Annotated in this window: 20 protein-coding genes; 15 read left to right on the plus strand and 5 right to left on the minus strand. The window is 69.4% G+C overall.

Annotation, left to right across the window (positions count from 1 at the left end):
• The first annotated feature begins 133 nt into the window (after window positions 1-133).
• Window positions 134-388, plus strand: a complete 255-nt coding sequence (locus tag MKK52_RS23115; protein ID WP_243958300.1) for a hypothetical protein — start codon at window positions 134-136, stop codon at window positions 386-388.
• A gap of 40 nt (window positions 389-428) precedes the next feature.
• On the opposite strand, the gene MKK52_RS23120 is transcribed toward MKK52_RS23115, so the two are convergent.
• On the minus strand, window positions 429-2309 hold the full coding sequence (locus MKK52_RS23120; RefSeq protein ID WP_243958302.1) for a M3 family oligoendopeptidase: 1881 nt from the start codon (window positions 2307-2309) through the stop codon (window positions 429-431).
• Window positions 2310-2558: 249 nt separating this feature from the next.
• On the opposite strand from MKK52_RS23120, the gene MKK52_RS23125 reads away from it, so the two are divergent.
• The 7 genes from MKK52_RS23125 (at window position 2559) to MKK52_RS23155 (ending at window position 10663) form a co-directional block, all read left to right on the plus strand.
• Window positions 2559-4043 carry a sigma-54-dependent transcriptional regulator gene (locus MKK52_RS23125; protein ID WP_243958304.1) on the plus strand — a complete coding sequence of 495 codons (1485 nt, stop codon included), beginning with the start codon at window positions 2559-2561 and terminating at the stop codon, window positions 4041-4043.
• A gap of 163 nt (window positions 4044-4206) precedes the next feature.
• The gene (locus MKK52_RS23130) at window positions 4207-4500 is read left to right on the plus strand and encodes an aa3-type cytochrome c oxidase subunit IV (protein WP_243958306.1); all 294 of its coding nucleotides are present in this window, start codon (window positions 4207-4209) and stop codon (window positions 4498-4500) included.
• A gap of 179 nt (window positions 4501-4679) precedes the next feature.
• Window positions 4680-5897: a Re/Si-specific NAD(P)(+) transhydrogenase subunit alpha gene (locus MKK52_RS23135; protein ID WP_243958308.1), complete on the plus strand. Its 1218-nt coding sequence runs from the start codon at window positions 4680-4682 to the stop codon at window positions 5895-5897.
• A 21-nt stretch (window positions 5898-5918) separates the two neighbouring features.
• On the plus strand, window positions 5919-6377 hold the full coding sequence (locus MKK52_RS23140) for a proton-translocating transhydrogenase family protein (protein ID WP_243958310.1): 459 nt from the start codon (window positions 5919-5921) through the stop codon (window positions 6375-6377).
• A 4-nt stretch (window positions 6378-6381) separates the two neighbouring features.
• On the plus strand, window positions 6382-7782 hold the full coding sequence (locus MKK52_RS23145; RefSeq protein ID WP_243958312.1) for an NAD(P)(+) transhydrogenase (Re/Si-specific) subunit beta: 1401 nt from the start codon (window positions 6382-6384) through the stop codon (window positions 7780-7782).
• A gap of 101 nt (window positions 7783-7883) precedes the next feature.
• Window positions 7884-9698 (plus strand): single-stranded-DNA-specific exonuclease RecJ, encoded by a 1815-nt coding sequence (gene recJ / locus MKK52_RS23150; RefSeq protein ID WP_409564727.1) that lies wholly within the window; start codon window positions 7884-7886, stop codon window positions 9696-9698.
• Between the two features lie 8 nt (window positions 9699-9706).
• Complete coding sequence (locus MKK52_RS23155; RefSeq protein ID WP_243958314.1) at window positions 9707-10663, plus strand: right-handed parallel beta-helix repeat-containing protein; 957 nt, start codon at window positions 9707-9709, stop codon at window positions 10661-10663.
• A gap of 4 nt (window positions 10664-10667) precedes the next feature.
• Here the strand turns inward: MKK52_RS23155 and MKK52_RS23160 are convergent, their stop codons facing one another.
• The 3 genes from MKK52_RS23160 to MKK52_RS23170 all read right to left on the minus strand — a co-directional run bounded on the left by MKK52_RS23160 (window position 10668) and on the right by MKK52_RS23170 (window position 13352).
• On the minus strand, window positions 10668-11162 hold the full coding sequence (locus MKK52_RS23160) for a CAP domain-containing protein (RefSeq protein ID WP_243958316.1): 495 nt from the start codon (window positions 11160-11162) through the stop codon (window positions 10668-10670).
• A 119-nt stretch (window positions 11163-11281) separates the two neighbouring features.
• Window positions 11282-12274, minus strand: a complete 993-nt coding sequence (locus MKK52_RS23165) for an HD-GYP domain-containing protein (RefSeq protein ID WP_243958317.1) — start codon at window positions 12272-12274, stop codon at window positions 11282-11284.
• A 385-nt stretch (window positions 12275-12659) separates the two neighbouring features.
• Window positions 12660-13352: a GntR family transcriptional regulator gene (locus MKK52_RS23170; RefSeq protein ID WP_243958320.1), complete on the minus strand. Its 693-nt coding sequence runs from the start codon at window positions 13350-13352 to the stop codon at window positions 12660-12662.
• Window positions 13353-13512: 160 nt separating this feature from the next.
• Between MKK52_RS23170 and MKK52_RS23175 the strand changes: the two genes are divergently transcribed.
• From MKK52_RS23175 to MKK52_RS23185, 3 genes are all read left to right on the plus strand, one after another.
• On the plus strand, window positions 13513-14181 hold the full coding sequence (locus MKK52_RS23175) for a class II aldolase/adducin family protein (RefSeq protein WP_243958322.1): 669 nt from the start codon (window positions 13513-13515) through the stop codon (window positions 14179-14181).
• A gap of 82 nt (window positions 14182-14263) precedes the next feature.
• Complete coding sequence (locus MKK52_RS23180) at window positions 14264-15256, plus strand: MotA/TolQ/ExbB proton channel family protein (protein ID WP_243958324.1); 993 nt, start codon at window positions 14264-14266, stop codon at window positions 15254-15256.
• The gene (locus tag MKK52_RS23185; protein WP_243958326.1) at window positions 15256-16269 is read left to right on the plus strand and encodes a peptidoglycan -binding protein; all 1014 of its coding nucleotides are present in this window, start codon (window positions 15256-15258) and stop codon (window positions 16267-16269) included. Before MKK52_RS23180 ends, MKK52_RS23185 begins: the two co-directional genes overlap by 1 nt.
• Window positions 16270-16277: 8 nt before the next feature.
• Here the strand turns inward: MKK52_RS23185 and MKK52_RS23190 are convergent, their stop codons facing one another.
• A complete protein-coding gene (locus tag MKK52_RS23190; protein WP_243958328.1) occupies window positions 16278-18137 on the minus strand; it encodes an ABC transporter transmembrane domain-containing protein in 1860 nt (619 codons plus the stop codon).
• A gap of 301 nt (window positions 18138-18438) precedes the next feature.
• Here MKK52_RS23190 and rpmE point away from each other — a divergent pair, with 301 nt between their 5' ends.
• From rpmE to MKK52_RS23210, 4 genes are all read left to right on the plus strand, one after another.
• Entirely contained in the window at window positions 18439-18678 is a 240-nt protein-coding gene (gene rpmE, locus MKK52_RS27020) for a 50S ribosomal protein L31 (RefSeq protein WP_313898773.1), read from the plus strand.
• Window positions 18679-18801: 123 nt separating this feature from the next.
• Window positions 18802-19026 (plus strand): AbrB/MazE/SpoVT family DNA-binding domain-containing protein, encoded by a 225-nt coding sequence (locus MKK52_RS23200; RefSeq protein WP_243958330.1) that lies wholly within the window; start codon window positions 18802-18804, stop codon window positions 19024-19026.
• A gap of 21 nt (window positions 19027-19047) precedes the next feature.
• On the plus strand, window positions 19048-19434 hold the full coding sequence (locus tag MKK52_RS23205; RefSeq protein ID WP_243958332.1) for a type II toxin-antitoxin system death-on-curing family toxin: 387 nt from the start codon (window positions 19048-19050) through the stop codon (window positions 19432-19434).
• Window positions 19435-19519: 85 nt separating this feature from the next.
• Complete coding sequence (locus tag MKK52_RS23210; protein WP_243958334.1) at window positions 19520-20887, plus strand: ABC1 kinase family protein; 1368 nt, start codon at window positions 19520-19522, stop codon at window positions 20885-20887.
• The last annotated feature ends 188 nt before the right edge of the window (window positions 20888-21075 follow it).

Below are 21075 nucleotides of genomic sequence, written 5' to 3' on the forward strand. Positions count from 1 at the left end.
AAAAGTACGCAACCGGCAATTGTTACGCTTGAACCTTTGCCGTTACGGCACGTTGCATGATAGCGAGCCATAGCGTCCGCATGAGCGTGGCCGGATCGTCCGGCCGATGGCGTCGCGGGTGAAGCTAACTGCCATGAGCGACAGCAGCCCGACCCCGCTGGCCCTCGGCCCCTGTGCCGACGAGACCATCGTTCCACGCGCCGCCTTGCGCGCCTATCTGGCCCTCACCGCCGGTATCGGCGCGATCGGCACCGGCTTGATGCTGATGATGTCGGTTGCGGCCAACAGCGGCGGCGAAGCCGAGCGCATCGCCGATACGCGATCCGACGGCTACACGCTCACGCTGGTCTCGGCCTTGGCCGTGAACCTCGCCAAGCCCCTGCGCTGAGCACCCCGAGGGGAGGGGGCGGCGAACCGCCCCCCAAACCTCAATCCTGGCCTTCCATCGCTTCCAACTCGGCGATCATGCCCTCGATCATCCCGAGGCCGACCTGCCAGAAGCCGGGATCGCGCGCGTCGAGCCCGAACGGCGCCAGCAATTCGCCATAGGGCTTGGCCCCGCCCGCTGAGAGCAGCGCCATGTAGCGCTCCGCGAAGTCATCGCCGGACTTCTGATAGACGCCGTAGAGCGAGTTCACGAGGCAATCGCCGAACGCGTAGGCGTAGACGTAGAACGGCGAGTGGATGAAGTGCGGGATGTAGGCCCAGAAGGGCTCATACCCTGCGTCCAGGGTGATCGCCGGGCCGAGGGATTCCGCCTGCACCGAGAGCCACAGGGCGTTGATCTGCTCGGTGGTCAACTCACCCTTGGCGCGGGCGAGGTGGACCTTCCGCTCGAACAGGTAGAACGCGATCTGGCGCACCACCGTGTTGATCATGTCCTCGACCTTCGCCGCGAGCATCGCCCGGCGCTGGGTCGTGTTCTGGGTCGCGGCAAGGAGCTTGCGGAAGGTCAGCATCTCGCCGAACACGCTGGCCGTCTCGGCGAGCGTCAGCGGGGTCGGCGCCATGAGCGCGCCGTTCGGGCCCGCCAGCACCTGATGCACCCCGTGCCCGAGTTCGTGGGCGAGCGTCATCACGTCCCGTGGCTTGCCCTGGTAGTTCACCAGCACGTAGGGGTGCACCGAGGGCACGGTTGGGTGTGCGAAGGCGCCCGGCGCCTTGCCCGGACGGGTCGGCGCGTCGATCCAGTTGCGGTCGAAGAAGCGCTTGGCGATGCTGGCCATGTCCGGCGAGAACGCCTCGTAGGCGGTCAGCACCGTGTCCCGCGCCTCGGTCCAGGGGATCGTGCGCTGATCGACCTTCGGCAGGGGCGCGTTGCGGTCCCAATAGGGCAGGGTCTCCTGCCCGAACCACTTGGCCTTCAGCTTGTAATAGCGGTGCGACAGGCGCGGATAGGCGGCCTGCACGGCATCGACCAGCGCCGCCACGACCTCCGGCTCGACCCGGTTCGACAGGTGGCGGGCATCGGCGACGTCCCGGAAGCCGCGCCAGCGGTCGGAGATCTCCTTATCCTTGGCCAGCGTGTTGGTGATGAGCGTGAAGACGCGCAGGTTGGTGCGCAGCACCTCGCTGATCGCCCCCGCCGCCTCCTTGCGCACGGTCCCGTCCGGGTCCTGCAGCTTGTTGAGGGTCGGCTCCAGGGACAAGCGCTCGCCCTGCACGGTGAAGCGCAGGCTGGCGATGGTCTCGTCGAACAGCCGGTCCCAGGCGGCGTTGGCCGTCACCGACTTTTCGAGGAACAGCTTCTCGATCCGGTCCTCGAGCTGGAACGGCTTCTCCCGGCGGAGGTCGTCGATCCAGGGGGCGTAGCGCGAGAGCGGCTCCCGCGCCTTGGCGGCGTCGAGGGTCGCGTCGTCCACGCGGTTCAGTTCGAGGCCGAAGAACAGCAGGTCGCCGGAGGCGTTGGTCAGCCGCTCGCGGGTGTCGCCGTAGAACTTGGCGCGGGTCTCGTCGGTGGTGTCGCCGGAATAGACGAGCCCGGCATAGGACATCAGCTTGCCGAGCAGGTCCTCGATCCGCTCGTAGGCGGCGACGGCATCCGCGAGGCGCGCGGAGGCGTCCGGCCCCGTGGCGAGGCCGGTGATCTTGCCGGCATACGATTCACTGAACTGGCGGCATTCCTCCTCGGCGCGGGTGAGGTCCGTCGAGAAGTTCGGATCGTCCAGCCCGCCATAGAGGTCGGTCAGGTCCCATTCCGGCAGCGGGCCGAGAATCTGGCCGAGATCGGCCGCCTTCGCGGCGGCGCGTGCGGCATCGGCTCCTTCTGCCATCACGGCGGGCAGCGGGGCGGCGGGGCTCACTCTCATCGGTTCTTCAGTCCTCGGGCGCGTTGGGGCAGCGTGCGCTCAGGGGGGATATCGAGCGAAGCCCGTTGCGGTTCAACGCAAGCGTCGATGTCATGCTCCAGAGCATGTTCCGCCGGGAAGACAAAACGTCGTTAAGCGCGACTTTACGGATCTGGGCGAGGGTACGGCTCGAAACGAAACAGCCGCCGAATCGGACGCGCGCCGGACTCCCGGCGCCGAGCCGCAGGGTGCGGCCTCAAGGGTGCCGCCATGTCGACCGCCGTCCTCATCGTCGACGACGATCCCGTGCAGCGCCGCCTGACCGAGGCCGCCGTCCGCCGGTTCGGCTTTGAGGCGCGGGTGGCCGAAACGGGCATCGACGGGCTCGCCATGCTGCGGGCCGAGGGCGCGGACGTGGTGCTCCTCGACATGGTGATGCCGGGGCTCGACGGGCTCGGCGTCTTGGCCGAGATGCGCCGCAGCGGCCTCGACACGCCGGTCATCGTGCAGACCTCGAACGGCTCCATCGACGCCGTCGTGAACGCCATGCGGGCGGGCGCGGTGGATTTCGTGGTGAAGCCGGCCGGCGCGGAACGCCTTCAGGTCTCGATCAAGAACGCCCTGCGGGTCGATCACCTCGAAGAGGAGGTGCGCCGGATGCGCCGCCGGGCCTCCGGGGCGCTGAGCTTCAAGGACCTCACCTCCCGCAGCCCGGATATGGAGCGGGTGATCCGCCTCGCCGAGCGGGCCGCCAAATCCACCATCCCCGTCCTGATCGAGGGCGAATCGGGGGTCGGCAAGGAGGTGCTGGCCCGCGCGATCCAGGGTTCCGGCGACCGCAAGGGCAAGCCCTTCGTCACCGTCAATTGCGGCGCGATTCCCGAGAACCTCGTGGAATCGACCCTGTTCGGGCACGAGAAGGGCGCCTTCACGGGTGCCACCGAGAAGCATGCCGGCAAGTTCGTGGAAGCCTCGGGCGGGACGCTGTTCCTGGACGAGATCGGCGAGTTGCCCCTCGACGCGCAGGTAAAGCTCCTGCGCGCCCTGCAGGAGGGCGAGGTCGATCCGGTGGGCGGCAAGCGCGCGGTCCGCGTGGACATCCGCCTGATCTCGGCGACAAACCGCTCGCTCCTCGATCTCGTGAAGCAGGGCAAGTTCCGCGAGGACCTGTTCTACAGGCTGAACGTGTTCCCGATGACGCTGCCGCCCCTGCGGGCACGCCGCGAGGACGTCGCCGAGTTGGCGCGCTCATTCTGTGCGCGGTTTGCCGCCGAAGAAGGCAAGCGCGTCCGGGGTATCAGCCAGGAGGCGATGGCGCTGCTCACCCGCTATCCCTGGCCCGGCAATGTCCGCCAATTGGAGAACGCCCTGTTCCGCGCCGTGGTGCTGGCCGATGGCGACGAGCTCACTCTGGCCGAGTTTCCGCAGATCGCGGCGCAGGTCGAGGGCTTCGACGTGCGCATTCCCCCGGCGCCGAACCAGCCGGTGATGCCATCCTACGTGCCGGAGCCGGTGCGCGAGATCGTCCGGGTGGAGGTGCGCGATCCGCACGCCCTCTCGCTGGTCACGGAGGAGACCGGCGAGATCAAGACGATGGAGACCCTGGAGACGGACATCATCCGCTTCGCCCTGCAATTCTACCGGGGGCGGATGTCCGAGGTGTCCCGGCGGCTCGGGATCGGCCGCTCGACGCTCTACCGCAAGCTGAAGGATCTCGGCCTCGAAGGCGAGGAGAAGGCCGACGACGCCGCCTGACCGGGCGAATCGGCCGGACCATCAGGCGCAACTGCACTTTGGTACGGGAACGGGCCTGTCGAAGACCCCTGCGGAGGGGGGTTCCGGCGATTGCGACGATTGAGCCCGTCGGCTAGATACGCTACCAACGAAAAAACAGTTGCGCCCAAGGGATCCGCTTCAAATGGCCGAGAGTCAAACCGTCTCAGGGCACGCCTATAGCCCGGCTATGGATGGGTCCACTCACGAGCAGACCTATCGCGGCTTCGTCCGCTTCGTGGAAATCGGAACCGGCGTCGTCATCTGCTGGGTCCTCGCCCTCGCCGTGGGCGGCATCCGCGAGGCGTGGCTGATGGCCATCCTCGGTGTGGTCGCCTCGGGCGCGGCCGGCGCTGTCGGCGCGCTCGCCCCGGCCATCGGTTGGCGGGCTCCGCTCGTAGTCGGCGTACTTCTCGCTCTGTACCTCGCGTTCGCCTAGTTCGCATCACGCGGCCGGGCGAACGGGTCCCGGTCGGTTCAGCGGAAGCGCTCGGCGGCAGGAATGCCGTCGGGTTACAACCGCTCCGAAACTCCTATCGCAACCTGACATGATCCCTCGAAATGTCGCCGAGCTTGGCGCATGCGGGGAGTCACACGCTTTTGTCTGAGGGTCGACGCATGCGCATCGCTGTGCTGTCCGAAAGGGACTCCGCGGAACCGCGGGTCGCGGCGGTGCCGGAGACGGTCAAGAAATTCAAGGCGCTCGGCGCCGACGTGGTGGTCGAGTCCGGGGCCGGCACCCGCGCCGGCATCCCGGACAGCGAGTTCGAGGCCGCCGGCGCCACCGTCGCGTCCAGCGCCGAGGAGGCCGCCCGTGACGCCGACCTCGTCCTGAAGGTCCGCCGCCCCGCCAAGGAGGAGCTTCCGCATCTCCGGCGCGGCGCCACCGTGGTCGCCATCATGGACCCCTACGGCAACGAGGCGGCCCTGAAGGACATCGCCGACGCAGGCGTCGATGCCTTCGCGATGGAGCTGATGCCCCGCATCACCCGCGCGCAAGTGATGGACGTGCTGTCCTCGCAGGCGAACCTCGCCGGCTACCGCGCCGTGGTTGACGGCGCTTCCGAATACGGCCGCGCCATGCCGATGATGATGACGGCGGCCGGCACCGTGCCGGCGGCCCGCGTCTTCGTGATGGGCGTGGGTGTCGCCGGCCTCCAGGCCATCGCCACCGCCCGCCGCATGGGCGCGGTCGTGACCGCCACCGACGTGCGCCCCGCCACGAAGGAGCAGGTCGAATCGCTCGGCGCGAAGTTCGTCGCCGTCGAGGACGAGGAGTTCAAGCAGGCGGAGACCTCCGGCGGCTACGCCAAGGAGATGTCGGCCGATTACCAGAAGAAGCAGGCCGAGCTGGTGAAGGGCCACATCGCCAAGCAGGACATCGTCATCACCACGGCCCTCATCCCGGGCCGCCCGGCGCCGAAGCTCGTCTCCGAAGAGATGGTCGCCTCGATGAAGCCGGGCTCGGTGTTGGTCGACCTCGCGGTGGAGCGCGGCGGCAACGTCGTCGGCGCGAAGCCGGGCGAGATCGTCGTCACGGACAAGGGCGTGAAGATCGTCGGGCACCTCAACGTGCCGGGTCGCCTCGCCGCCACGGCGTCGAGCCTCTACGCCCGCAACCTTTACGCCTTCATCGAGACCCTGGTCGACAAGGAGTCCAAGGCTCTGGCGATCAAGTGGGACGATGAACTGGTGAAGGCCACCAACCTCACCCGCGACGGGTCCGTCGTTCACGCCTCCTTCCAGCCGAAGACCGACGGCGCCGCCTCCGAGGCCGGCGCGGTCGGCCTGGCCAAGTCGGAGCCGGGCAAGTCCCCGGCTACCGGCGCCGCCTGATCCGTCGAGGGGATTCCTGTCATGGCAAACGTTGTCGTCGTTCCTCCCGACCAGGCGGCCGATCAGGCCCGCGTCCTGGCCGATGCGGCCCGGGCCGCCGCCGCCGTCGCCCGTAACGCCGCCGATCAGGCGCAGGTCATCGCCGACGGCATGGGCCACGGCATGGCCGCCGCCACCGGCGGTGCTGTCGATCCCACCGTGTTCCGGCTCGCGATCTTCGTGCTGGCGATCTTCGTCGGCTACTACGTCGTGTGGTCGGTGACCCCGGCGCTCCACACGCCGCTGATGTCCGTCACCAACGCGATCTCGTCGGTGATCATCGTCGGCGCGCTCCTCGCCGTGGGCGTGCCGCTCATCGAGAAGGGCACGGGCGTCGCCCGCTTCTTCGGCTTCATCGGCATCGTGTTGGCCAGCGTGAACATCTTCGGGGGCTTCCTCGTCACGCAGCGCATGCTCGGCATGTACAAGAAGAAGGGCTGAGCCGGTGTCCGAGAACGTCTCCTCACTCCTCTACATCGTCGCCGGCGTCCTGTTCATCATGGCGCTGCGGGGGCTCTCGCACCCGACCACGTCCCGCCAGGGCAACATGTACGGCATGGTCGGCATGGGGCTGGCCATCCTGACCACCCTGGTCGGCCATCCGCCGGCCGGCTTCGGCGCCTGGATCCTCGTTCTGCTGGGCCTCGGCCTCGGCGGCGGCGCGGGTGCGGTGATCGCCAAGCGCGTGCCGATGACCGCCATGCCGCAGCTCGTCGCGGCCTTCCACTCGCTGGTCGGCCTCGCGGCGGTGTTCGTGGCGGCGGGCGCCCTCTACGCCCCGCAGGCCTTCGGCATCATTGAGAACGGCCACTTCCACAAGCAGTCGCTGTTCGAGATGGGCCTGGGTGTCGCCATCGGCGCCATCACCTTCACCGGCTCGGTCATCGCCTTCGCGAAGCTCGACGGCCGGATGTCCGGCAAGCCGATCATGCTGCCGCAGCGCCACCTCATCAACGCGCTGCTCGCCGCCGGCCTCGTGCTGCTGATCGCCCTGTTCATCGGCACCGAGTCGAAGGCCATCTTCTGGCTGATCATCCTCGCCTCGCTGGTGCTCGGCGGCCTGATCATCATCCCGATCGGCGGCGCCGACATGCCCGTCGTCGTGTCGATGCTCAACTCCTACTCGGGTTGGGCGGCGGCCGGCATCGGCTTCACCCTGGGCAACCTCGCGCTCATCATCACGGGCTCGCTGGTCGGCTCCTCGGGCGCGATCCTGTCGTACATCATGTGCCACGCGATGAACCGCTCGTTCATCTCGGTCATCCTCGGCGGCTTCGGCGGTGATGCCGCCGCGGCGGCCGGCGGTGGGCAGGTCGAGACGCGCCCCGTGAAGCAGGGCTCGTCGGACGACGCAGCCTACATCATGAAGAACGCCGAGCGCGTCATCATCGTCCCCGGCTACGGCATGGCGGTCGCCCAGGCGCAGCACAGCCTGCGCGAGATGGCCGACATGCTGAAGAAGGAAGGCGTCGACGTGAAATACGCCATCCATCCGGTGGCGGGCCGCATGCCGGGCCACATGAACGTGCTGCTCGCCGAGGCGAACGTGCCCTATGACGAGGTGTTCGAGCTGGAGGACATCAACGGCGAGTTCCCGCAGGCAGACGTGGCCTTCGTGATCGGCGCCAACGACGTCACCAACCCGGCCGCCAAGACGGACAAGGCCTCGCCGATCTACGGCATGCCGATCCTCGACGTGGAGAGGGCCAAGACCGTGCTGTTCATCAAGCGCGGCATGGGCTCGGGCTACGCGGGCGTGGAGAACGAGGTGTTCTTCCGCGACAACACGATGATGCTGTTCGGCGACGCCAAGAAGGTGGTCGATCAGATCCTCAAGGCGTTCTGATCGCCCGGCATGGACGGAACCGGGGGGCGGGCGATGAGCCCGCCCCTTTTTCGTGTGAGGGTGCCACAGCATTGCCCCGGCCGGCGGTGTAGGATGCGCCCGTGTCTGCCGCCTCAGCCCTGATCGAACCCGCCTCCCTCCTCGGCGTCGACTGCTCCGTCACGGGGCGGCGCTGGGCGACGCGTTGCGCGGGCCTCGACAGCGATCTCGCCATCGCGCGCATGGTCCAGGCCCACGCGCTGCCGGAACTCCTGGCCCGCGTGCTGGCCGGGCGCGGCGTGCGCCCCGACGCGGCCGACGCCTTCCTGGCGCCCCGCCTGCGCGACCTGATGCCGGACCCCGACACCCTCCTCGACATGCAGCCGGCGGTGCGCCGCCTCGCCCGCGCCGTGCGCGAGGGCGAGCGCGTCGCGGTGTTCGGCGATTACGACGTGGACGGCGCGGCGAGCGCGGCGATGCTCGCGGAATACCTGCGCGGCCTCGGCCTGACCGTGCCCGTCCATATCCCCGACCGGATCGCCGAGGGCTACGGCCCGAACGAGGGCGCCATCGCGGCGCTGGCCACCGAGGGTGCGCGGGTGCTCGTCTGCGTCGATTGCGGCACGAGCGGCCACGGGCCCCTGGAACAGGCGGCGCGCAACGGGCTCGACGTGATCGTCCTCGACCACCACGCCGCCTCGGAGATCCTGCCGCAGGTCCATGCGGTGGTGAACCCGAACCGGCAGGACGACCTGTCCGGCCTCGGCCATCTCTGCGCGGCGGGGGTGGTGTTCCTCACCCTCGTGGCCCTCAACCGCCTCCTGCGGATCGAGGGCTTCTTCACATCCGAGCGGCCGGAGCCGCGCCTGACCGATTGCCTCGACCTCGTGGCCCTGGCCACGGTAGCCGACGTGGTGCCCCTGCGCGACCTGAACCGCGCCTTCGTGGTGCAGGGCCTGTCGGTGATGCGCCATCGCGGGCGCACCGGCCTCGCGGCGCTCCTCGATGCGTCGTCGCTGTCTGAGCCGCCGGAGGCGTGGCATCTCGGCTTCGTCCTGGGGCCGCGCATCAACGCGGGCGGGCGGATCGGCGATGCCGGGCTCGGCGCGCGGCTGCTCTCCACCCGCGACGCGGCCGAGGCGGCGCGGATCGCGGTCGATCTCGACCGGCTGAACCGCGAGCGGCAGGCCATCGAGGCGCAAGCCGTCGCCGAGGCGGAGGCCGAGATGGACCGGGCGCTGACGGAGGATCCAGCCCTGCCGGTCCTCGTCATCGGCAAGAGCGAGTGGCACCCCGGCATCGTCGGCTTGGTGGCGGCGCGGCTCAAGGAGCGGTTCGGCCGCCCGGCCTTCGCCTTCGCGATCCGGCCGGACGGCAGCGCCACGGGGTCAGGGCGCTCGGTGCCGGGGGTCGATCTGGGCCATGCGGTGCGCGCCTGCGTCGAGGCCGGCACGGCCCGCAAGGGCGGGGGCCACGCTATGGCGGCGGGCGTCACCCTCGACGGCGACGCGATCACCGCCTTCGGCCGACACCTCTCGACCCATCTCGGGGCGGCGGTGGAGAAGGTCCGCGCGGCGGATGCCCTGCTCATCGACGGCACCCTCAGCGCCGGCGGCGCCACGGCCGAGACCGTGCGGCTGCTCCAGCGGGCGGGGCCCTTCGGGCAAGGCGCGCCGGAGCCGCTCTTCGCTTTGGCGCGGCACCGGATCGTGGATGCCGGCATCGTCGGGACGGGCCATGTCCGCGCCCGGCTGCGCAGCCGCGACGGGCAGGCGGTGGGCGCCATCTGCTTCCGCGCCGCCGAGCGCCCCCTCGGCCGGGCGATCCTCGACAGCATTGGCCGCGAGGTCCACGTCGCGGGCACGCTTTCGCGGGACCAGTGGCGCGGCGCCGAGCGGGCGCAGGTCCGTATCGTCGATCTCGCTCCGGCGGATTGACCCCTCCCATGGACGCGACCCCGCCGCCTGCCCTCGTACGCCCGGCACCGGAGTGCGACGCGGCGAGCCGCGCCCGCATCCTCGCCCCCCGCCGGCCGGGGGACGACGTGGCGACCCTCACCTGCTCCCTGCGCCTTGGGCCGGGCGAGCATGTGACGAAGCGCCTGCTCCTCGAAGGCTCTGCGGCCTCGGGCGTCACCGTCGCCTGCGACGGCGGCACCATCGGGCCGGGGGAGGCGGGGACCGGCCTCCTCGACTTCGCGGTGGAGATCCGCTCCCGCCCGCCCGCGCCGGGCTCCACCCGCTGGGACCGGCCGGAGGGCATCACCCTCCGGGGCTGCGCCATCCTCGGCCATGTCCGCATCTGGGGCATGGGCATGAACGGGCAGGGCGAGCGGGTGCGGGATTCCTCGCACAGCCTCGGCCACACCGAGCGGGCCCAGGCCGCCGCTCCGACCCACGTGAGCATCCTCGACGCGGCGATCACCGCCTTCGGCCGTATCCCGGTCTATCTCGGGCCGGGGGTGACGGGCTTCACCCTGCGGGGCTCCACGATCACCGGCACGTCATCCGCGACGGCGGTCTATCTCGATGCCGAGAGCGCGGACAACGTGATTGCTGACAACACCTTCGACATCCGCACCGGTCGCGAGATCGTCGCGGTCGATGGCTCGGCCCGCAACCGGATCACCGGAAACCGTTTCGCCCTGCACGGGGAGGGCGGGGTGCGCCTCTACCGCAATTGCGGGGAGGGCGGCACGGTGCGCCACCAGACGCCGTCCGACAACGTCGTCACCGGCAACACCTTCAGCGGCGCGGGCTTCTTCGCCGCGCCGATCGTCGTGAACTCCCGCAACGGCTGGGACATCCATTGCGGGGCCGATGCCGGCTACCCGTTCGGCAGCAGCCTCGACAACCGGGACAACGGCACCGGCAACGTCGTGGAGCCGAACCGGACGGAGTGACGGGCTAGCCGCCCGCCATCACCAGCGCCCAGAACCGCTTGTAGCGGGTGTCCGGCGCGTCCACGCGGGCGATGCCGATCCGGCGGATCTGCGGGATCAGCATGTTCTTGTTATGCTCTGGCGAGTTCTTCCAGCGGGCGAAGACCTGCTCGAAGGTCTCCGAGCCGGCGCTCAGGTTCTCGGCGGCATAGGACCGTGCGAGACCCGCCGCGCCCATGCGCGAGGTGAAGCTGCCGCCGACATCGTGGCTGAGCTGCCCGTGGCGGGCGTTGTTCCCGGCCTGGAAGGCGGCGGCCTTCACGAGACCGGAATCGACGATCACCGGGCTCAGGCCGTGCTGCACGCGGTAGGCCGAGATCGCGGCGGCGGCGGCGACCTCATCGAGCACCGTCGTCTTGGTGGGATAGCGCGCGGAGGGCTCCTCCGTGGGGGAAAGGCTTCCGCAGCCGGCGAGGGGCAATAGGGTGAGGGCGAGGGTCAGGAGGCGGGTGGGCGTCACGGGATCGGCTGCTGAGCGAATGCGATGCGCGTCCCTCTCGGTCCCTTGCGGCGAAAGCACGGCGGAACGGAGCGACGGTGGCGCGCGCCGCCCGGCCGTGGCGCGGGGGCCACGCCGGTTCAGGTGACGTAGGGCTCGCAGGCCAGCATCGACGGCGCGAAGGCCGAGAGCAGCGCCTGATCGAGATGGCCGGGCGTCTCGACCATGATGGCCAGCGCTTCGGCGGGTCTCGCTGGCTGGCGGTAGGCACGTCGCTCGGTGAGGGCGGAGAAGACGTCGCAGATGGCGACGATGCGCACGAGATCGCTGATCTGCTTGCCCTTCAGCCGGTCGGGATAGCCGGTGCCGTCGATCCGCTCGTGATGGTGGCGGACGACGTCGATCACCTCGGCATCGAAGCCGCCCTGCGCGATGAGGAGCGAGGCGCCGATCTCCGGGTGGCGGCGCATCAGACGCAACTCGTTGCTGTCGAGGCGCCCCGGCTTGTCGAGGATCTCCTTCGGGATGCGCGCCTTGCCGAGGTCATGCAGCAGGCTCGCCCGCGCCAGCCGGGCGAGGTCGGTGCGCGACAGGCCGATCCGCCCGCCGAAGGCCGCGCAGAGGCCCGCGACGCTCAACGTATGCTCGTAGACGCCCGCATCGTGGCGCCACAGCTCCGCGAGCCAAGCCGAGATGCCGGCCTCCGAGACGGCCGCGAGCACCGTTTCGGTGCCCCTGTCGACATCGGCCGGTGCCAGCGTCCCGCCGAGGGCGGCACTGTCGAACAGGTCGGTGACGATGCTCCTGGCTGCCTGTGCGCGCTCGTTCAGGCGCCGTGCCCGCGCCGCCGCCGCCCGGCTGGCGGCCTCGATCAGCGCGAAGGTCTTGGTGAGGATCACCTCCCGCGAGGCGCCGGCCGGCAGGACGATGGTGTTGGCATCCCGCTTCACGCCCTCGCCACGGGCGAGCACGATGCGGGGTACGGCGGGGGTGAAGACGTCGAGCCGGCGGGTCCAGTCCGCCAGGGCGGGGGGAGCGAGGTCGAGCACCGCCAGGACCGGACGACCCCGCGTGGGGGATTCCCCTGGGGCGTGCGCGCGGCAGGCGGTGACGAACGCGATGGCTCGGGCCAACGCGGCTCGCTCGGTGGGCCGGTCGGAGACCAGCAGGACGAACGCATCACTCGCTAGAGGAAGCGGTCTGTCCGGAGACGGAGACACGCGAACCTCGTGAGTCTGAAGGTGGCCGCCGGTTCTTTGGCATTAGCACGCTTGCCTTATCGACACATTAACCATCTTCCTCTTTCGCGCGGATGGGAAGTATGTCGCTTCGAGGAATGTGACGATGTGCTCATAGCCTACTCCCCCCGCCAGCCGAGGAGTTATCTTACGGCGGCCGCTTATTTGGGAGGAGGTTGCGCGTTACCGCCGCACGGAGAAGCTGCACAGCTTTCGCGTGTGGTGGTTGCCGATTTCTGCTGCGGGTTGGAGGCGCTTGACTGCCGGTGCGGCTTTCGGCCTAGCCGAGATAGTCGCCGTACAGGTCCACGTGGTGGGCGAGACCGAGGCCGTGGTCGCGCACCAGCCGCTCGGCCCGTTCCGTGTCCCGCGCCTGCAGGGCGGCGATGATTGCCTGATGCTCTCGGATCGAGCTTTCGGCCCGCTCGCCCTGGCGCAGCGCGGCGTTGCGGATCGCCCGCACGTGCATCAGCAGGTTGCCCGTTAGTTCGGTGATCGCCTCGCAATGGCCGAGGCGGATGATGGTCTGGTGGAAGCGGATGTTCGCATCCGAGTATTCGTCGATGTGTTCGGCCGGCTTGCCGGAATAGAATTCCGGGAAGCCGTCCCGCAGGTCCTGCAGCTGCGTGTCGCTGGCCCGCGCGCAGGCGAGGCGCGCGGCCATGCTCTCCAGGGCCGCCCAGGCCTGGATCATCCCCACGATCTCGCGCTTGCTCTTGCGGATGACGAAGACGCCGCGCCGCGCCTCGGAGCGCACGAAGCCCTCCTGTTCCAGCACGGTCAGGGCCTCCCGCACGGGGGTCCGGCTGACACCAAGGTCTTGCGAGAGCTTGCGCTCGTCCAGGCGGATCTCGTCCGACCGCCCGTAGATGTCCATGTTGGTGATCGCCGCCTTCAGCGCCTCGTAGGCGAGGGTCCGAAGGCTCGAACTGACGACGATCGGCTTCACGCTCAGCGGTTCAGAATTCGCCATGCCTCGTCCGGCCGTCCTGCGATCAGGTCACGTGTTCCATGAGACCAAGACCGGCCTAGACCAAAGGCGCCCTTGGGAATAGGCGAAAGCACAAAGTTTCACAGGTAGTGGCCGGGCGGCAGCACTTCCCGCGCGAGCCGCCGCGCACCGGAGGATCGGAATGGACGCGCAGGAGCGGCAGGCACGGGAGGGCGTGGTCGCGGCCGCGCGGGACCTCGACGCGATGGGGCTCAACCGGGGCACGTCGGGCAACGTCTCGTGCCGCTTCGGCGGGGGGCTGCTCATCACCCCGTCGGGCGTGCCGACCGCCGATCTCACCCCGGAGGGCATCGTGCCGATGGGGCTCGACGGGTCCTATCCGGAGGGCATGAAGCCCTCTTCGGAATGGCGCTTCCACCGCGACATCCTCGCCGCGCGGCCGGAGGTCGGCGCCGTGGTCCATGCGCACCCGATCTATTCTACCGCCTTCGCCCTGTGCGGGAAGGCGATCCCGGCGGTGCATTACATGATCGCGGCCTTCGGCGGGCCGGACGTGCGCTGCGCGCCCTACGCCCCCTACGGCACCGAGGCCCTGTCGCGGCTCGCCCTTCAGGCACTGGAGGGCCGCTCCTGTTGCCTTCTCGCGAACCACGGCATGATCGCCGCCGGCTCGGATCTCCGCCGTGCCCTGTGGCTGGCGCAGGAACTCGAGACCCTGTGCCAGCAATACGCGGTAGCCCTCCAGATCGGGGCGCCGCAGGTTCTGTCGGACGCGGAGATCACCGAGACGGTCGAACGCTTCCGGGGCTACGGGTTGAACGCGGGCACCGGGGCAAAGAGCGCGACTTGATTGGGCATCGGCATGTCGCCAGAGTGCCCACGAGCCCGGCAATCCGCGACCGGCACTTTTACTCCCTGAGCAAGACCGACCGATGGCTGCGCGTGATACCCGCGAAACCCAGTACAGGCCGCTCTCTAAGCCCGGAATCTACCTGGCGCGGATGGTGATCTTCCTCGCCCTCGTCGGATTTCTCGCCTTCATCCTGTTCAAACAGATCACGCCGGCCTTCCTCGCCAATCCCGGCCTGAACGGCCTAATCCTCGGCGTGCTGCTCATCGCGGTGATCATCGCCTTCGGGCAGGTGATGCGGCTCTCGCGGGAGGTGGCCTTCGTCAACGCGGCGGCGGCGGGGGAGACCGCGCGCAAGCCCGCGCTCCTGCTCAAGCCGCTCTCCCGTGCCATCGCCGCCCGCACTGGCGGCAACCCCGTCCCCGGCACGGGACTCGTGCTCGACACCATCGCCGCCCGCCTCGACGAGGGGCGTGAGATGCTGCGCTACATCGCCGGCATCCTCATCCTGCTCGGCCTTCTCGGTACCTTCTGGGGCCTCATCGACACGCTGTCGGCCGTGGGCGGCGTCATCAAGGGCATGCGCGGCGGCGGCGATGCCGGCGTGATGTTCGATGAACTGAAATCCGGCCTCGCCGTGCCGCTCTCGGGCATCGGCCTCGCCTTCTCCGCCTCGCTGTTCGGCCTCGCCTCGTCCTTGATCACCGGGTTCCTGGAGTTGCAGGCGGGGCAGGCCCATGCACGTTTCCACAACGAATTGCAGGATTGGCTGATGGCCGTCGGCGTCGCCACCGAGCCGACCCTCACCGTCCCCGTCGCCGCCGCGCCTGCCTATGCCGGCCCCTCGACGCGGGAGTTGAAGGAGGCGGTGGATCACCTCGCGGCGATCATGGCCGAGAGCGGCGGCAACCGCGCGACGACGCTCGCCATGACGAACCTCGCCGAGGGTATCCAAGGCCTCGTCCAGCACATGCGGGCCGAGCAGCAGATGATCCGCGACTGGGTGGAGGCCCAGGCCAGCCGCGAGCGTGAACTGAAGCAGGTGCTCGACCGGCTCGGCCGGGAGCGCGTCTGATGGCGTCCACCGCCGCCCGCAGCCGGCGCAGCCTTAACGTCTGGCCGGGCTATGTCGACGCCCTGGCGACGCTGCTGCTGTCGGTGGTCTTCCTGCTGACCGTCTTCGTGGTCGGCCAGTTCTTCCTGTCGCAAGAGTTGACCGGGCGCGACGCGACGCTCGCCCGCCTGAACCGCCAGCTCGCGGACCTCACCGACCTCCTGGCCCTCGAACGCTCCAAGAAGCAGGGCGACGAGGCCGAGATGCGCGACCTGCGCTCGACGCTCGCCGCCGTGCAGGCCGAGCGCGATCAGGCCAAGACGCAGGCCGAGGCTGCCACGGTCAGCCAGGGCGCGGCCGGCACCCTCGACAAGCAACTGGAAGCCGAGCGCGGCGCCACCAAGCGGGCGCTGACGCAGGTCGATCTCCTGAACGAGCAGATCGCCGCGATGCGCCGCCAGCTCGCGGCGCTGGAGGATGCGCTCGCCGCCTCGGAGAGCCGCGACCGGGAGAGCCAAGCGCGCATCGCCGAACTCGGCAGCCGCCTGAACGTGGCCCTGGCCCAGAAGGTTCAGGAACTCGCCCGCTACCGCTCCGACTTCTTCGGCCGCCTGCGGCAGATCCTGGGGAGCCGCTCCGACATCCGCGTGGTGGGCGATCGCTTCGTCCTGCAATCGGAGGTGCTGTTCCCCGGCGGCTCGGCGACGCTGAAGCCCGAGGCCGCGCCGGAACTCGACCGGATCGCCGCCGCCATCGCCGACCTCGCCAAGCAGATCCCGGCGGACCTGCCCTGGGTGCTGCGCGTCGATGGGCACACGGATGCCCGGCCCATCGCGACCTCGCAATTCCCGTCGAACTGGGCACTCTCGGCCGCCCGCGCCATCGCGGTGGTGCAATACCTCGCCAGCAAGGGCATCCCGCCGCAGAACCTGCTGGCGGGCGCCTTCGGAGAGTTCCAGCCCCTCGACCCGGGGACGACGGACGAGGCCTATGCCCGCAACCGCCGGATCGAACTGAAGCTGACCGAGCGGTAGGCGGCGCGCTACTGCGCCGCCTCGCTTGGCACCGTGCGGTTCCGCCCCGATTCCCGGCCCCGCGCCGTCTCGTCGAGGGCATCGGTGAACTGGAGGCTCGCCAGCTGCGCGTACAGCGCGCCGTAGGCGAGCAGGCTCTCGTGCGTCCCCGATTCCACGATCCGCCCGTCATCGATGACGAGGATGCGGTCGGCCGCGCGGATCGTCGCGAGGCGGTGGGCGATCACGATGGTCGTGCGCCCGCGCATGAGCGTGCCCAGCGCCGCCTGCACCGCGCGCTCGGACTCGGCATCGAGCGCCGAGGTCGCCTCGTCGAGGAGCAGGATCGGCGCGTCCTTCAGGATCGCGCGGGCGATGGCGATGCGCTGCCGCTGCCCGCCGGAGAGGGTCACACCGCGCTCGCCCACCTGGGTGTCGTAGCCCTGCGGCAGGGCCTCGATGAAGGCGTGGGCGTTGGCGAGGTCCGCCGCCCGGCGCACCTGTACGTCCGAGGCGGCGGCGCGACCGTAGCGGATGTTCTCCGCGACGGTGCCCGAGAACACCACCGGGTCCTGCGGCACCAGGGCGATGCGGGCGCGCAGGGCCTCCGGATCGACCGTCGCGATGTCGAGACCATCGACGCGGACTTGCCCGCCTTGCGGATCGTAGAAGCGCAGGAGCAATTGCAGCACCGTCGACTTGCCCGCCCCCGAGGGGCCGACCAGGGCGATCCGCTCGCCGGGCGCCGCCGTAAAGCTCAGCCTGTCGAGGGCGAGATGGTCCGGCCGCGTCGGGTAGGAGAAGCGCACCGCGTCGAACTCCACCCCGCCGCGCGCCGGCTCCGGCAGGGGCAGGGCGGGCACGGGGGCCTTCACCGCCGGCTCGGCGGAGAGGATCTCGGTGAGCCGTTCGGCGGCGCCGGCCGACATGGCGAGGTCGCCGTAGACCTCGGAGAGCTGGCCCAGCGCCCCGGCGCCGAACACCGCGTAGAGCACGAATTGCGAGAGCTGGCCGCCGGTGATCGTGTGGGCCAGCACGCCCTGCGCGCCGTACCACATCACCCCGACGACGGAGGCGGAGATGAGGAAGATCGCGACGCCTGTCAGGATGGCCCGTGCCCGGATCGAGGCCTGTGCGGCCCCGTAGGCCTCTTCCGACGCGGCGCGGAAGCGTGCCGCCGTCTCGGCCGAGCGCCCGAAGGCCTGCATGGTGCGCACCGCGCCGACCGCTTCCGCCGCGTAGGCCGAGGCCTCCGCGAGGCGGTCCTGCGCCGCCCGCGAGCGCCGCCGCACCCCCCGCCCCGAGAAGATGAGCGGAAAGACGATCACCGGGATCGCCGCGAGCACCAGCACGGACAGGCTCGGGCTGGTGATCACCATCATCGCGATGGCGCCGACGAACAGGAACAGGTTGCGCAGCAGGATCGAGATCGAGACACCGAAGGCGGCCTTGATCTGCGTGGCGTCGGCGGTGAGCCGCGAGACGATCTCGCCGGATTGCGCCTTGTCGAAGAAGGCGGGGTCGAGGATCGTCAGCCGGGCGAACACCGCGGAGCGCAGGTCCGCCACCACGCGCTCGCCGAGGGTGACGACGGTGTAGACCCGCGCCGCGCTCGACAGGGCGAAGCACAGCACCACGCCGAGCAGGGCGAGGAAGTAGGCGTCGATGACGCCGCTGCCATCCTCGGTGAAGCCATGGTCGATCACCCGCCGCATGGCGATGGGCACGACGAGGGTCGAGCCCGAGGCGCAGACCAAAGCCGCGATGCCGAGGGCGATGCGGCCCCGATAGCGCAGGGCGAAGGGAATGAGCGGGCGCAGCGCCTTGATCGGCGCCTTCGGCCGCGCGGGACCCGCGGTGCCTGCGGCGGCTCTACCTTTGCGGGCCATCACGCCTCATCGTTCACTCCCCCGACGCTTGTTCCGGCGGGACGGCTGGGGTATACGCCGCCCCTTATCCGATTGCGTGTGTTCAATGGCCGCGGGCCGTCACTCGGTCGGCTTCCGACGCGCGGTTGCCATGAACGCCTCGTTCGACGCAACAGCGTAGACCCGTTTTAAAGTGGCATCCGGGTCGGGCGGCGCCCTTCGTGCCTCCCGCCGGCTGCGAGAACAATAGGGATCACGAGTCATGGCGAAGGCACCGGTGAACAAGGCCCCGGCGATTGCTCCGGGGAGAAGCGTCGAGAAGGTGAAGCGCTCGTCGGCGCCGACGGAGCACCCGGATTACCACTTCATCAAGGTGGCGATGACGGACGGCACGGTCTACCAGACCCGCTCCACCTGGGGTGCCGAGGGCGACACGCTCAACCTCGACATCGACCCGCTGACGCACCCGGCCTGGACCGGCGGCGAGCAGAAGATGCTCGACCGCGGTGGCCGCGTCTCGCGCTTCACCTCGCGCTTCGGCAACCTCGGCGCGCGCCGCTAAGGCTGTCTTCGACTTACGAGTGTTCTGGCAGCGGGCGGTCCTTCGGGGCCGCCCGTTTTCGGTGGTGACAGGGTCTCTCCAGCGGCGTTATACGTTAGTTGAACGTGGATCGCGGAGGATGCCGTGAAGATCGAGGTGAAGAAGATTGGCAACTCGACGGGCCTGATCCTGCCAAAGGAATTCGTGAGCCGGCTGAACCTTTCGCAGGGGGATTGGCTGCACGTGACCGAGAACGCGGATGGGTCTGTGCGGCTGTCGCCCTATGACCCGACTTTCGAGAAGGGCATGGAGATCGCCGAGAAGGCGATGAAGACTTACCGCAACGCCCTCTCCGAACTCGCCAAGTAGGCCAACTCGCGAACGACGACGATGAGTGGAATCGTCTGGCTGACAAGCGAACTTGTTCAAGCCATCCACGGCCGGCAGCTTCGTCTGTTCGGCGGGCCGACCGGCCTGCGCGACGAAGGAGCACTCGAATCCGCTCTCGGCCGTCCGGTCAACCGGGCGGCCTACGGTGAGCCCGATCTCGCTGAGTTGGCAGCAGCCTACGCCTTCGGCATCGCCAAGAATCATCCCTTCGTGGACGGGAATAAGCGGGCTTCTCTACTCGCCCTCGTCACGTTCCTCGGACTCAACAACATCGAGTTCGTGGCCGACGAGGCGCAAGCCGTGGTGATGATTCGCAGCCTCGCCGCAGGCGAGATCGACGAAGCGGGCCTCACGCGCTGGATCCGGGACAACTGGACGAAAGACTAGCGCCCGCGTTACGGCGTCCCGGTGCCTTTCTGTGGGTGGGAGTGAGGCTTATCTCGTTGTCAAACGCAGTCGAGATGTCGAGCCGATGCCGAGCCCCTACAGAGACCGCGAAGCCAACCGCTTCACCGCCCGCGCCGGGCGCTACGCCAGCGTCGGTGCCAATGTCGGCGGCGTTGCCGCGCGCATGGCCATGTCGCGCCTGTTCGGAAAGGAAGGCACCACCAACGCCGCCGCCCTCGCGGAGGCCCTGGGCGGCCTGAAGGGGCCGATCATGAAGGTGGCGCAGCTTCTTGCCACCGTGCCGGATCTGCTTCCGCCGGAATACGCGGCCGAGTTGCAGAAGCTCCAGGCCGACGCGCCGCCCATGGGCGCGGCCTTCGTGAAGCGCCGGATGCAGGCCGAACTCGGGCCCGATTGGTCGAACCGCTTCGGCAGCTTCGACCTGAAGCCCGCCGCCGCCGCCTCGCTGGGGCAGGTGCACCGCGCCACCACGAAGGATGGCCAGAAACTCGCGTGCAAGCTCCAATACCCGGACATGCAATCGGCCGTGGAGGCCGACCTCAAGCAGCTCGAAGTCGCCTTCGCCCTGCACCGCCGGATGAATTCCTGGCTCGACACCCGCGAGATCGCCAAGGAGATCGGCGAACGGGTGCGCGAGGAGCTGGATTACGAGCGCGAGGCCAAGCACGCGAAGCTCTACGGTGCCGTGCTGCGCGACATCGACGCCGTGCGCGTCCCGGAGGTGTACCCGGAACTCTCCACCGGCCGCCTCCTGAGTCTCAGCTGGCTCGACGGCGAGAAGATCCTCGGCTTCACCGAGGGGTCGGTGGAGACCCGCAACCGCATCGCTCAGGCGATGTTCAAGGCGTGGTGGCACCCGTTCAGCCGCGCAGCGGTGATCCATGGCGATCCCCACCTCGGCAATTACACGATCTTCCGCGACGGCGGTGAGCCGGCGGGCATCAACCTGCTCGATTACGGCTGTGTCCGCATCTTCCACCCGCGCTTCGTCGGCGGCGTGGTCGATCTCTATCGTGGCCTCCTGGAGAACGACGAAGCCCGTGTCGTCCACGCCTACGAGGTCTGGGGTTTCCGCGATCTCGACAAGGAGAAGATCGAGATCCTTAACATCTGGGCGCGGTTCATCTATGGGCCGCTGTTGGAGGACCGGGTCCGCACCGTCGCCGACGGGGTGAAGCCCGGCGAATACGGGCGGCGGCAGGCCTTTGAGGTCCATCAGGCGCTGAAGGAGCGGGGGCCGGTGACGGTACCGCAGGAATTCGTCTTCATGGACCGGGCGGCGGTCGGCCTCGGCGCGGTGTTCCTGCACCTGCGCTCCGAGCTGAACTACCATCAGTTGTTCGAGGCGGAGATCGAGCACTTCTCCACGGAAGCCCTCACCGTGCGCCAGGGGCAGGCCCTCGACGCGGCCGGACTCGCCCGCCCGGTCTGAGCCGGGGACGGCGTGCGCCACCGCACGCCGCCGCCGGGACAGTATACCCGTGCCGGCGATAGCATTCACTGCAGTTGCCGGTGGCTCGGCCCCGATCTTCGCCGCATTCCGGGAGCAGAAACCATCGGATACTGGTCCGTGACCGGCCCCTGACAACCTCCGGCTGGACGCTTTCCGCGCAGGCGGCG

Origin of the sequence: Methylobacterium sp. J-067 (assembly GCF_022829465.1) — a bacterium.
Classification (GTDB): domain Bacteria; phylum Pseudomonadota; class Alphaproteobacteria; order Rhizobiales; family Beijerinckiaceae; genus Methylobacterium; species Methylobacterium litchii.